This window comes from Kushneria aurantia DSM 21353, from assembly GCF_000382245.1.
Taxonomy (GTDB): Bacteria; Pseudomonadota; Gammaproteobacteria; order Pseudomonadales; family Halomonadaceae; genus Kushneria; species Kushneria aurantia.
In genome coordinates this window covers 1-11,669 of sequence record NZ_KB907875.1, presented here as the reverse complement: position 1 = coordinate 11,669, position 11,669 = coordinate 1, and the positions used below count along the sequence as shown (strand labels likewise).

The following is an 11,669-nucleotide window of genomic DNA, read 5'->3' as shown; positions in this document are numbered from 1 at the left end:
TCAGCGGCGGGTGCCGAGGGCTTTTGCCCCGTAATCCGCTCCCACTGCAGTACGCCCTCGAGGCTGCCGCGCGCCTCCAGAGCGCCTTCGCGGGCAAAGCGTGCCCACAGGGCGCGGGTGCGACGGCCGCAGTCATTGAGTTCCGCTTCGCCAATACCCTGGATAATCGCCGCACGGCGCCACTGTGCCCAGCCGGCGAACAGCAGCGGCAGGTCGATAGTGTGGCAGGCGCCGCGCAGGGTGCGGCCGCTGCACCAGTGCAAACGGTAGAGATAGCTGCGGCCACCGCTGGCAGCGTGGCGGCGGGCAAAACGCTCGCTGGCGCGGGCGTAGAGACCGGCGGTGATGCGCTCGCTCAGCGCCCGCTTCACAGGCGCACCGATCAGCGGCAGACTGAAAAAGCGCTTGAGCCGCGGCGAGGCGTTCATGAAAAGCGCTGCTTCATCGCGGTTGTAGCCGATCAGCAGGTCATATTCACGCTGTTGCAATATGCTGTCGCGCGCCTTGAGCGCCGGCAGCGGTGGCCGGCCGTACTGCACGCCGAACGGCATCAGGCCGCCCGGCAGGTAGCGCTGGCCGGCTTTCTCGGCGGCCAACTGGGCATCCAGGCACGCCCTGACGCTGCTGCTGTCATCGACCGCCTCGCCCTGCTTCGCCATGGCAGCGTGCATGCGCGGCCTGCCGGGCGTCAGCCCCAGTGGCGCGCTCTGAATGATGGCGCGCTGAAACAGCGTCTCGGTGCCTTCGGCCACCATCAGATGGGCGATGGCGTCGCCGCCGGCGGATTCGCCGAACAGGGTGATGTTGTCGGCGTCGCCACCGAAGGCGGCGATATTGGCCTTTACCCAGCGCAGCCCTGCGATAATATCCAGCAGCCCGAGGTTGGCCGGTCGTTCGCGGCTGCCGCCGACGAAGCCGAAAATCCCGAGTCGATAGGTCAGATTGACGACGATCACTCCCTGCTCCTCGGCCAATGGCCGAGGGTCGTGAGCGCCGAGATCGCCGGCGCCCATGGTGTAGGAACCGCCGTGAATCCACACCATCACCGCTCGCGGTTTACTGGCTTCCAGCGCCGGCAGACAGATCGACAGGGCGGTGCAGGCCTCATGCTGCTCGAGCTCGTCGAGCGAGGTGCCCAGCAGATACTCGAAGGCCGGCGGCGGACGCTGCGGACAGGCGGGCGCCCACTCGGTGGCCTCGATCGGCCGCGCGGCGGGCGGCAGCGGCTCGGGCGGCGCGAAACGGCGCGTATGGGCATAGGGAATGCCGGTCGCGCGGATCACCCCACCGTCACGCCAGCCGATAATCTCTCCGGCCGGGGTGGAGAAGCGCGGTGCCTCGGGCAGCGATGTGGTCTGCGCCATGGGTTATTCTCCTGCGGGGCGGCGAGCGCTCGTCACGCGCCGCTGGGCGCGCAGTGCATCGAGACTGTAGAGCGCCAGCCCTGCCCAGATGAAGGCGAAGGTGATCAGGCTGGCGCGGTTGAAGGGTTCGCCGAGAATCAGCACGCCGGTCAGCAGGTGCAGAGTAGGAGTGATGTACTGCACCAGGCCAAGGGTGGCCAGCTTCAGCCGCCGTGCGGCCATGGCAAAAAGGATCAGCGGCAGCAGCGTCACCAGCCCGCAGCCGACCAGCAGCAGGTCGTTGAGCACATCGCGATGCAGAAAGGCGAGCTGCTCCTGCTGCGCCAGCCAGCCCAGCCACAGCAGAGCAAAGGGCAGCAGCAGTACCGTCTCGATCAGCAGACCATCGATGCTGTTGACCGCAATGCGCTTGCGCAGCGCGCCGTAGAGGCCGAAGCTGGTCGCCAGAGTCAGCGAAATCCACGGCACGCGGCCGAAGCCGACCACCATGATCGTCACCCCCGCCACGGCGAGCCCGACCGCCAGGAGCTGCAGCGGCCGCAGCCGCTCGCTGAAAAAGAGTAGCCCCAGCACCACGTTGAACAGCGGGTTGATGTAGTAACCCAGGCTCGACTGCAGCACATGGTGGTTGGACACCGCCCAGATAAACACGCCCCAGTTGGTGCTGATAAGCAGCGCCGACAGGCACAGCGCTCCCAGCAACCGGCGATCGCGTGCAATCGACATGACCCTGGCGCCGCGTCCGGTCAGCAGGGCGAACAGCACCAGCAGCGCGGCGGCCCACACCACCCGCTGAGCGAGAATCTCCCACGCCGAGGTAGCGTTCAGCAGATTGAAATAGAGCGGCAGAAACCCCCACAGCAGAAAACAGCCCAGTGCTGTGGCGACGCCCACGCTCTGTTCGCGCGTGTTGCTCATGCCCCCTCCCTGAATCGACGGTCTATCTTACGGTGTCGCGAGGTGTTGTGGCGATGGCCGGGGCGCCCATGGGCAGATCAGGGAGAGAAGATAGCGGCCATGATACGGAGATGCCGACGCTGGCGCTGGCCGCTTATCGCAAAATTGAATTAAAAACTGAAAATTAACTATTTTATGGTTATTAAAAAGCGGCATAGGCTCTCCCCAACAATCATCTGATGGAGAGTTTCATGACCGCCCGCCCCTTCGGCTTCCGCGCCCTGCTGCCGCTCGGCCTGATACTGACACTGGTCGCGCCGCTGGCGCAGGCCGAGGAGATCAGCCTGCTCAACGTCTCCTACGACCCCACCCGCGAACTCTACGCCGATTACAACGCTGCCTTCAGCGACTGGTACGAGGCCCAGAGCGGCGACCGGGTCAGCGTGCGCCAGAGCCACGGTGGCTCCGGCAGCCAGGCGCGCTCGGTGATCGAGGGCAACCCGGCGGATGTCGTGACGCTGGCACTGGCCGCCGATATCGACGCCATCGCCGAGCACAGTGGCCTGGTGGATGCCGACTGGCAGCAGCAGCTTCCTCACGACAGCACGCCCTACACCTCCACCATCGTCTTCCTGGTGCGCAAGGGTAACCCCAAAAACATCCACGACTGGGACGATCTGGTACGCGATGGCGTCGAGGTGATTACCCCCAACCCCAAGACCTCCGGCGGTGCACGCTGGAACTATCTGGCCGCCTGGACCTGGGCGCTGCAGCGCGAACTGGGCGATCTGAACAAGCTGCACGACCCGGCGGCCGAGGCCGAAGTGGCCGATGCGCAGGCTGCCGCCGAGGCCTATGTCGATGAGCTCTACGAGCACGTGCCGGTACTCGACACCGGCGCGCGTGGTGCCACCAACACCTTTACCCAGCGCGGTCTGGGCGATGTACTGCTGGCCTGGGAAAACGAGGCGCTGCTGGCGATCAACGAGCTGGGCAGCGACGAGTTCGACATCGTGGTGCCCTCGGCCAGCATCCTGGCGCAGCCGCCGGTGGCGCTGGTCAGCGGTAACCTGGCGGAGAAGGACGAAGCGACGCAAAAGGCGGCGCGCGCCTATCTGGAACACCTTTACTCGCCGCAGGGCCAGCGCATCGCCGCCGAGCACTACTATCGGCCGATCAACGACGAAGGCATCGAGCCGGCCCTGCTCGAGCAGTTCCCCGACGTCAGGCTCTACAACATCAATGACGTCTTTGGTGGCTGGGGCGAGGCGCAGCAGACCCACTTTGCCAATGGTGGCGTGTTCGATCGCATCATGCGCCCCTGAGCGACAGGGCGCGGCGGGCGCTATTGCCCGCCGCCGATGCTTGCGGCAAGCTGCCTGCGCCAGCCCTTCGGGAACGCGCCATGCCCAGCGTCGATATCGTCCTTCACCTCAGCGCCGAACAGTGCCGCGCCCACTACGCCGGCAGTGCCGACAGCATCCGTACCCGCACCCTCGACGGCCGCAGCGTGCTGCTCCCCTCACGCGCCCTTAGCCGCATCATTCAGAGCGATGGCGTTCACGGCGTGTTCCGCGTCAGCTTTGATAGCAGCGGGCGGTTCGTGTCGATCGAGGCGTTGTCTTGGGGCCAGGTGGAACGCTGAGGTGGTGTCGGGCGCTTTTATGGATGCCTGGTTGGATGCCGTCAGGGCGCGGAAGGCAGGCGCCATCAAACGGCGGAGATTCGGTTAACACTGGTCACGGCGCCATTCCAGATCATCTCGTAGTGTTCTGTCTGGATCACATCCTCGACCGGCCGGGGTGTCAGCAATCCCCAACAAGTATCGCCTGGCGCGCGAACCGATCGATAGCGAATGCCGGGAAGTTGGCGGGCCTGCATCTCATCGCCCAGCCTGCGCGATGCTGTGTAGTCATCAAGGGCATAAATGGCATGGTCGCAGGCGATGACCAGGGCATCCCATAACGAGTGCAGTAGTGTCGCAGCGCATCGCTGTCGTAGCCCTTGTCCGCCACGATTAAGCATCTGTCGATCATCCCTGCGCGGGCGCCCCATGGTCTGCGGGGGAGAAACGATGTCCTCGATCATGTGCCAGCGCTGATCGGAAAGCTCGTAGCGGCCTGCCATGCCAGTCTCCTGTTCGGTGAACAGGGGCAGCGTAGCAGTCATGACTTTTCAGACAGAACCTGGATAAGTCTTGCGGGGATTTTTTCTAACGAAATTATAATGTTAGTACGATAACCGCAATGAGCGTGCTCAAAAAAATTAAAAAGCAAAAAACGGAGAGAAATATAAAAAAAGTTCTTTAGAGTGTAACTCAGAAACAGTTTCTAATTTTGGCTGAAAATAGTGTTAAATTCCATGTCTCAAAGGTGCATGTAAAATAGACGTTGTCCAGCTGGCGAGAAAATTAATATGAGAAAAAAATTTAATTTTTTTAGCGTTAATGTAGAGTCGACTGTATTCATTGGGAGTGCAGCAGTTTTTGTATTTATATTTTTGAGTGCGTTGAAGGCCGTTTATGTTTCAAGCTATGTTCAAAGCATCGATCCCATCTATCTTGTATGCCTCACCTTTATAATCTCTGCCATTTACTTCCAGGTACACTGTTTGGTTACGAAAAATTATAAGAGAATTGGTTCGTATCATATACTGGTTAATATTTTGGCATTAAACTTCACCACCATGCTTTCATGGCTCTTTTTTTACCAGGCATTGAAATATATCGAACCATCAATTGTGGCATGTTTAGTAACTTCTATAGGGCCGCTAAGCACTATCATTATCGATAAAATTTTGCGTTCGAATAGCAACTATAATCCCGGTTCGCTAGCGATAGGGGTAGCAATTGGTGCAGCCCAATTTTTCATGATAGCCGGTGTCGTAGTCGGTAGCACAGGAGAAAATATCGCTAATGTTTCAAATGTAACTTTAGCAGGGGCTATAACCGGCGCCGTTATATCAGGAGTGGGTATAGCTACTAATACAGTTTACACAAAAAGACTTTATGATGAAGGATGGACGCCATCTCAAGTAATGTCGCATAGGTTTTATTTGTTAATTTTAGTTTCTGGAATCTATTCTATTTCAAACAGCTCAATAGAGTTGAATAGCTTGGCCTCCAGCTTTGGGCCTGTCTTGTTTATATCTTTGGCATTGGTATGTTTTCCCCTATTTATTCTACAGTATGGCATAAAATTAATATCACCTCTGTCTGTTGCAGTAATTGTATCAACAGGTCCAGCCTTAACCTATTGTCTACAGTTCTTTTCACCAAACTCACATTCATCAAACTGGGCGTTAGCAGGGGTGATAATGACGACTGTTTGTGTTGTGTATAAGATACTAAATGATTTTAGGCAGAAAAGGGTTGGGGCATGAAAAATATTGTTGCGATCGTAGATCCATTTTCATCGGGTAAGTTGATAGCCTCTAGATTGCATGAGCAGGGCTTTGGTACAATAGCCATCATCAGTAATTCAGATACACTAGCCACATTTGGCGACTCCTTTGTTGGAAGCGATTTTTCAAAAATTTACTACTTTGACGGGAATATAAATTTCTTGAGCGACGAAATGTCATTCCTGGGCGTCAAGAAAATTATTCCCGGCGCTGAATCAGGTGTTACATTGGCCGACACGCTGTCGAATATTTTTTCACCAGAAATTTCGAATGCTTATAATTGCACTCACGCGAGAAGGGATAAAATGGAGATGGTTGACGCATTGCAATCCCACAGTTTGCGTGCAATAAAATCGATTAAAACTGACAACCTCAAGATCGTTGAACAATGGCTGTCAGAAAACCCTAATATATCAAGGCTTGTTGTCAAGCCGCTTGAAAGCGCAGGCACAGATAGTGTAGGTATTTTCAAAATAGATGAAGATTGGAGAAATCATGCTAAAAATATACTGGGCACTAAAGACAAGCTCGGCCATGTCAATTATGCCCTTTTATTTCAAGAATATATTCAAGGTGTAGAGTATGTGGTTGATAGCTTTAGCTGGCATGGCAAGCATTATATAAAAAATGTATGTCGATATAAAAAAATAAGGAATGGCGCCCACGAAGCAGTTTATTCGTCTCTAGAGTTCCTTGATAAAAGCATTCCACAATATAAAATATTGAGAGAGTATATTTACAACGTGTTGGATGCATTAGGCATCAGCTATGGTGCTGCGCACTCGGAAGTAATTATCGATGATAAGGGGCCAGTGCTTGTTGAAACTGGAGCGAGGCTACACGGTGGAGGTCATCCGATTTATGCTGAGATGTGTACTGGGCAGAGTCAGCTTACAGATCTTATCCATGCCTATACGGAAGATGAGGCACAATTTGGCGATTATGACTACATGAAGCATGTCAATATCATTTTTATAGTTGCTGAAAGCGCTGGTGTTTTGAATGAAAATTTTTTTATGCAAAAGCTTGAGTTTCTAAAGAATGCTAAAGAGATCAAGTTGCTTAAAAATCCTGGCGATTGTGTGCATGAAACCTCCGATTTGTATAGTATTTTGGGTTTCGTGGTTTTGAGTGGTGATGATCTTTCCTCGATTGTTGCAGATGAAGCGAAGATTAGAATGTGGGAAAAAAACATTGTTGCGATAACGAAGTGAAAAGCTTTGGCCTTTTAATGTTGGCGTGCTGAGTGAAGTAAAAATTTGCTTGATTTTTATAAAAAATAGGCCCAGTTTGATATTGATGGCCCCAGTATTTATTGCTGATGTTAAAGGTTGGAGGGTAAAGGCTATGAAGGTTTCAAATTCGCGGTATGCAAATGAGGATGAGCGATGGGAAGCCATTCTTGGTCGTGATGTATGTGCTGATGAGCATTTTGTATATGCTGTAATAACTACTGGTGTTTATGGGCCACCTAGCGCTGTTACAAAATTACCCAGGCGTGAAAATGTAAGATTTTTCGATACTTCTCAGGAAGCCGAAAATGCAGGTTATCGCCCTAGCCGTAGAGCTTCACCTGATCGAAAAAGTATTGCGAAAAAGAATGCGGAAAGAATAACAAAAGTATGTAGGGAAATACATGAGGCAGAGCAGGTGCCGTCTTTAGAAAAACTGGCTGAATGGGCTGAAATGAGCCCGTTTCATTTCCACAGAGTTTTTAAGCGCGAAACAGGAATAACGCCAAGAGCATATATAGCTGCAACAAGGTCTTTAAAGATTCGCCAACAGTTGACAAGTGGCGACAATTCAATAACTGATGCCATTTATGATTCAGGCTTTAATTCTAACAGTAGGTTTTATGAGGCGTCATATAATACTTTGGGTATGAAACCCAAGGAGTTCCGGTCGGGAGGGAAAGGGCAAACTATAAAATTTGCTGTTGGACAATGCTCGCTCGGTGCAATACTGGTGGCCCAAAGCTGTAAAGGTATCTGTTCTATTCTCCTTGGACCTGATCCGCAGAAATTAATATTGGAATTTCAAGATAGCTTTTCTAAAGCTGAATTGGTTGGTGGTGACGAGAATTTTGAAAAAATCGTGGCCAATGTAGTTGGATTTGTAGAGTCTCCATCGACAGGCTTCAATTTGCCATTAGATATACAGGGTACGGTGTTCCAGGAGAAAGTATGGCAAGCGCTTCGAGAAATTCCTTATGGAGAGAAAGTGAGTTACTCAGAGATTGCCAAGCGTATCGGCTCACCTAAAGCTGTAAGGGCGGTAGCAAAGGCCTGCGCATCAAACCGCTTGGCCATAGCTATACCGTGCCATCGTGTTGTGAAAAGCAATGGTGATATTTCTGGATATAGATGGGGTGTTGAAATAAAGCAGAAACTTTTGGAGCGCGAGGAGAAGCGATGAAATATTACCCTGGGCATAACGGTATGCGCACTACAGTGTCGGAGGAGTGCTTTGGAATCTTCCGCAATTCCATAAAATCCATCTCATGAGTGTTCATCATGCCTGCGCCGCATTATTCAGAGCGATGGCGTTCACGGCGCATTCCGCGTCAGCTTCGATAGCAGCGGGCGGTTCGTGCCGATCGAGGCGCTGCGTTTTCCTGTGGCGGATATCGTCGATCTTTACAGCCATCGCTGGGAAATCGAACTGGGCTATCGGGAAATCCCGAAATGAAGCAATCCCTGTTGGGTAACCGCCTGATACTGCGTAGCCGGACGCCGGAGATGGTCTGTCAGAAACTCTGGGCGCCTATCCTGATCCGCTTTCAGATGGCTCGCATGGCCTATAGCCTGGAGGCGGTACACCCGAACCAGCTCAGCTTCCACCAGGCGGCTTGCTGGATCATCAAGGAGCTGACGATCCTGCCCTGGGTTGCGCCGGGACGTGTGCCCGGCGTGATTCAGTCAATGATGGACATGGCGCCGTCCTTCGTTTTACCAGAACGGCGCGAGCGGTCTTATTCTCGATCGGTCAGGCGACGACCGCAGAAATACCCTACCAGGAAAAAAGCCAGTCAGCGTTAACTGACCGGCATTACGCCATGGCGGGGTTTTGGTGGCTCCAGCGGGCTCTATTGCTGGTCTAGCTCGTTCACGTCGTGCTCGGCGAGGAACTGGCGAAGCGCCTTGTTTATTCGGGTCTGCCAGCCTTTGCCAGACTCGCGGAACGCCTCTAGCACGTCCTGGTCATAGCGGATCTTGACCGCTTCCTTTGGCTTCTCCAAAGGAGGGCGGCCACGGCCTCGCTTCACCAGTTGGTCGCCTCGGTACTTGTGCGCCCCTTCCAGCCATTCGTCGTCAAGCTCCAGGGCCTCGTCCGGGTCAATCCAGGTGCTGTTGAAATCGCCTCTTTTCTCGATCATTGGCATACCTCATTGAGATGATGCGCCGCTTGCCGCCCCGCCATGTCCACACCATTACCACCATCCGGCCATCCAGCTTGCCAACAGTGATGATGCGCTTCTCTCCGTAGTCCTGCCGGTCATCCGCTTGGCTCAGGTGCGTACCGGCGAATACCTGCGGGGCGTCCTCAAAATCCAGCCCTCGGTTTTCGAGGGTGGCCATACGCTTGTTTACGTCATATTCGATCTCGCAGTTGTCGGTCATGGGGGATTCTCCTTATTGGTTTTATTGTGCCCCCAATAATACGGCTTCGTAAATACTGTACACCCAACAAATCGGAACAGCTTGAGCATACCCAATTGCCCACGGCTGAAACGCGAGCAGACCGGATTGACGTGGGTGAACGGCGCGGTTGCGTAAAAGCAGCCCTGAATGCCGAAAGGGATCTCGTTAGTGTCGATCAACGTCAGATTGCCGATTTTGGTTTGCAGACACGGATTCGTCAGCGCCTGCAGCTCATGGAGGATCTCGAACTCATCACCGCTGGCGACATCTTCAAAAAGGGCGATCGGTGGAAATTTCGAAGGGAGCAAACGATACCCTTGCTTCTCACCCGAGGGCAGTGCCGGTAATTCATCGACACTTACCAATGTGAACCTCTCATTGCATCGATACGTGAGGCGACCGACATCAGCGTCAGGATGTCGCCGTTGGCGATCCGCTCCAGCGGTGAGCTTCCCGCGAAGCCCTCATTATGGTTTGCCATCTTCATGAAGCCGTACAGATTTCTCGGGTTCTCAAAAACGGTTCTGAGCCCGCCTTATTCACGAGGGCGGGATAAAAACGAAGATGGCGAGTAGTTTTCTCCTTTAGAATCAATCTGTTTCAGTCAGAACCTGATTCAGGAGGACCACTCGCCATGGGTGAAAGCCTGTCTCCCTGGATTCCGTCCTGCAACGGGTCCATCCGCGTTGAGCTCGACGGCCAACGCACCACCGGCGACAGCGGCGCCCTGCTGCTGCGTGAAGCCCTCGATAACAGCGGCGTGATCGAGGCGCTCGAGGACAACCTGGTCGACCCGCGCCACCCGCTGCGTATCCGCCACTCGCTGGCCGGTCAGCTGCGCACCCTGGTATTGCAGCGAGCGATGGGATGGATCGACCTCGGCGATACCGACACCCTGCGTCGTGACCCGCTCTGGCAGCTGGCCTGCAGCGATGCGCGCGGGACGACGCCATTGGCACAGGATCGACCGTCTCGGGCCACGCTGTCGCGGTTACTGACGTGCCCGGGCCGCGACGACAACATCGATGTGCTGCATGAGGGTCTGCTGCGGCTGGTGGTCTGGCGTCTGACGTCGCTGAACCATGGCGAGCGTCCCGAGCAGCTGACGCTGGACATCGACGGCCTGCCGATCGAGGTCCACGGTCACCAGGGCGGCTCGGCCTTTCATGGGCTGTATGGTGCCCGGATCTACTCGCCGCTGGTGGCCTCGCTGGCCGAGACCGGCGACATGGTGGGTGGCCTGCTGCGTGAGGGCAATGCCGGCCCGGCCGAACATGCCGATACCTGGATCCCGCCTCTGGCCCGACGGCTCAACGAGAGCACCGGCGCCTCGGTTCGGGTGCGCATCGATGCGGGCTTCACCGACAATGACACGCTGGAAGCCCTGGAAGATCGTGACATCGAGTACCTCGGCCGACTTCGCAGCCACACGGGCCTGCAGAAGCTGGCGGCGCCCTGCCTGAAGCGGCCGCGGGGCCGTCCCCCCGAGCAGCCCCGGGAGTGGTACCACGACCTGGCGTACCAGGCGCGGTCGTGGCCGGCACCGCGCCGCGTGGTGCTGGTGGTACAGGAACACCCCGACGATCTGCTGCTGCACGCCTTCTTTCTGGTTACCAATCTCGGCCGGTTCGAGTGGCCGCCGGAAAGGGTGCTGGCCCTCTACCGCAAGCGCGGCAGCGCCGAAGCGCACATGGGTGAGGTGAAGTCGGCGCTGAATGTGCATCTCTCGTCGACCGATCGTGGCGCCTCTATCGTTCAGGACGTCATGGCGCGCAACGAGGTGAGCCTGCTGCTGAGCCTCTACGCCTACCAGGTGCTGCACGGGCTGCGCAGCCTGATGGAGCGGCAGACTGGCCGGGGCTGGAGTCTGCGTCGGGTGCGTGAACAGGTGCTGAAGGTTGCCGCCACGCTGTCGCTGCACGCCCGGCGGATCACCGTGCACCTCGGCGATGCCGCCGACAGGTGGTGGCCGACGTTGCTGAAAGGGTTGCCGAAGCTGATGGCACTGCCTTGACCCCGGCGAAACCCGCCACTGACCAGGCATCGAGCGACCGCGCCGGCGGCCGGCGTTCACGGCTGCCCGGAGGAATGCCATCAATGCCTTTACGTTATAAATAGTTCATAAAAATGGCTCGCCGGGCATAAGCGACGTGTCCCTCATGCATTCAATGCTGCCGGTGGCAGGCGCAGCCGACGCCATGGGGGTATAACGGCGCGATTCGACGTCCTCGTGAATAAGGCGGGCTCATGCCGGCCTTGTTCGAGTGAGTTCACCGTCAACCGACCATAGCACGCCCTCTCCGACGAATCCGGCAGGATCGGTTACGACATCGAAGCGCCAGTTATGAACACCATCAGGCCACCA

The 11,669-nt window shown here is 55.8% G+C and carries 14 protein-coding genes and 1 pseudogene; 8 read left to right on the top strand and 7 right to left on the bottom strand.

Features of this window, described 5'->3' with window-relative positions; all coding sequences use genetic code 11:
• Together H146_RS19130 and rarD are read right to left on the bottom strand one after the other, a co-directional pair.
• The coding region (locus H146_RS19130) for a carboxylesterase family protein (protein WP_019951901.1) at positions 1 to 1,364 on the bottom strand (1,364 nt) is incomplete at its 3' end.
• Positions 1,365 to 1,367: 3 nt separating this feature from the next.
• On the bottom strand, positions 1,368 to 2,282 hold the full coding sequence (rarD, locus tag H146_RS0110865; RefSeq protein ID WP_019951900.1) for an EamA family transporter RarD: 915 nt from the start codon (positions 2,280 to 2,282) through the stop codon (positions 1,368 to 1,370).
• A gap of 230 nt (positions 2,283 to 2,512) precedes the next feature.
• Here rarD and H146_RS0110860 point away from each other — a divergent pair, with 230 nt between their 5' ends.
• Together H146_RS0110860 and H146_RS0110855 are read left to right on the top strand one after the other, a co-directional pair.
• Positions 2,513 to 3,586: a sulfate ABC transporter substrate-binding protein gene (locus tag H146_RS0110860; protein ID WP_019951899.1), complete on the top strand. Its 1,074-nt coding sequence runs from the start codon at positions 2,513 to 2,515 to the stop codon at positions 3,584 to 3,586.
• An 80-nt stretch (positions 3,587 to 3,666) separates the two neighbouring features.
• The gene (locus H146_RS0110855; protein ID WP_019951898.1) at positions 3,667 to 3,906 is read left to right on the top strand and encodes a DUF2835 family protein; all 240 of its coding nucleotides are present in this window, start codon (positions 3,667 to 3,669) and stop codon (positions 3,904 to 3,906) included.
• Positions 3,907 to 3,971: 65 nt separating this feature from the next.
• On the opposite strand, the gene H146_RS20245 is transcribed toward H146_RS0110855, so the two are convergent.
• Positions 3,972 to 4,388, bottom strand: a complete 417-nt coding sequence (locus H146_RS20245) for an RES domain-containing protein (RefSeq protein ID WP_019951897.1) — start codon at positions 4,386 to 4,388, stop codon at positions 3,972 to 3,974.
• Between the two features lie 288 nt (positions 4,389 to 4,676).
• Between H146_RS20245 and H146_RS21395 the strand changes: the two genes are divergently transcribed.
• The 5 genes from H146_RS21395 (at position 4,677) to H146_RS22470 (ending at position 8,701) form a co-directional block, all read left to right on the top strand.
• The gene (locus H146_RS21395; RefSeq protein WP_156826786.1) at positions 4,677 to 5,642 is read left to right on the top strand and encodes an EamA family transporter; all 966 of its coding nucleotides are present in this window, start codon (positions 4,677 to 4,679) and stop codon (positions 5,640 to 5,642) included.
• Positions 5,639 to 6,877, top strand: a complete 1,239-nt coding sequence (locus tag H146_RS20740) for an ATP-grasp domain-containing protein (RefSeq protein ID WP_083920845.1) — start codon at positions 5,639 to 5,641, stop codon at positions 6,875 to 6,877. Before H146_RS21395 ends, H146_RS20740 begins: the two co-directional genes overlap by 4 nt.
• Before the next feature lie 133 nt (positions 6,878 to 7,010).
• The gene (gene ada / locus H146_RS20735) at positions 7,011 to 8,078 is read left to right on the top strand and encodes a bifunctional DNA-binding transcriptional regulator/O6-methylguanine-DNA methyltransferase Ada (RefSeq protein ID WP_083920844.1); all 1,068 of its coding nucleotides are present in this window, start codon (positions 7,011 to 7,013) and stop codon (positions 8,076 to 8,078) included.
• A 102-nt stretch (positions 8,079 to 8,180) separates the two neighbouring features.
• Positions 8,181 to 8,351: a DUF2835 family protein gene (locus tag H146_RS22475; RefSeq protein WP_211213321.1), complete on the top strand. Its 171-nt coding sequence runs from the start codon at positions 8,181 to 8,183 to the stop codon at positions 8,349 to 8,351.
• On the top strand, positions 8,348 to 8,701 hold the full coding sequence (locus tag H146_RS22470; protein WP_019951893.1) for a hypothetical protein: 354 nt from the start codon (positions 8,348 to 8,350) through the stop codon (positions 8,699 to 8,701). Before H146_RS22475 ends, H146_RS22470 begins: the two co-directional genes overlap by 4 nt.
• A 47-nt stretch (positions 8,702 to 8,748) precedes the next feature.
• Here H146_RS22470 and H146_RS0110825 read toward each other — a convergent pair whose 3' ends face one another.
• The 4 genes and pseudogenes from H146_RS0110825 to H146_RS22465 all read right to left on the bottom strand — a co-directional run.
• Entirely contained in the window at positions 8,749 to 9,039 is a 291-nt protein-coding gene (locus H146_RS0110825) for a BrnA antitoxin family protein (protein ID WP_019951892.1), read from the bottom strand.
• Complete coding sequence (locus H146_RS0110820; protein WP_019951891.1) at positions 8,999 to 9,283, bottom strand: BrnT family toxin; 285 nt, start codon at positions 9,281 to 9,283, stop codon at positions 8,999 to 9,001. The genes H146_RS0110825 and H146_RS0110820 overlap by 41 nt, the downstream gene beginning before the upstream one ends.
• The gene (locus H146_RS19115; RefSeq protein WP_019951890.1) at positions 9,280 to 9,669 is read right to left on the bottom strand and encodes a hypothetical protein; all 390 of its coding nucleotides are present in this window, start codon (positions 9,667 to 9,669) and stop codon (positions 9,280 to 9,282) included. The genes H146_RS0110820 and H146_RS19115 overlap by 4 nt, the downstream gene beginning before the upstream one ends.
• Positions 9,663 to 9,821 (bottom strand): annotated as a pseudogene (locus H146_RS22465) (hypothetical protein); the annotation flags it as partial. The gene H146_RS19115 and the pseudogene H146_RS22465, both read right to left, overlap by 7 nt.
• A gap of 78 nt (positions 9,822 to 9,899) precedes the next feature.
• On the opposite strand from H146_RS22465, the gene H146_RS0110810 reads away from it, so the two are divergent.
• The gene (locus tag H146_RS0110810) at positions 9,900 to 11,318 is read left to right on the top strand and encodes an IS1380 family transposase (protein ID WP_083920843.1); all 1,419 of its coding nucleotides are present in this window, start codon (positions 9,900 to 9,902) and stop codon (positions 11,316 to 11,318) included.
• The last annotated feature ends 351 nt before the right edge of the window (positions 11,319 to 11,669 follow it).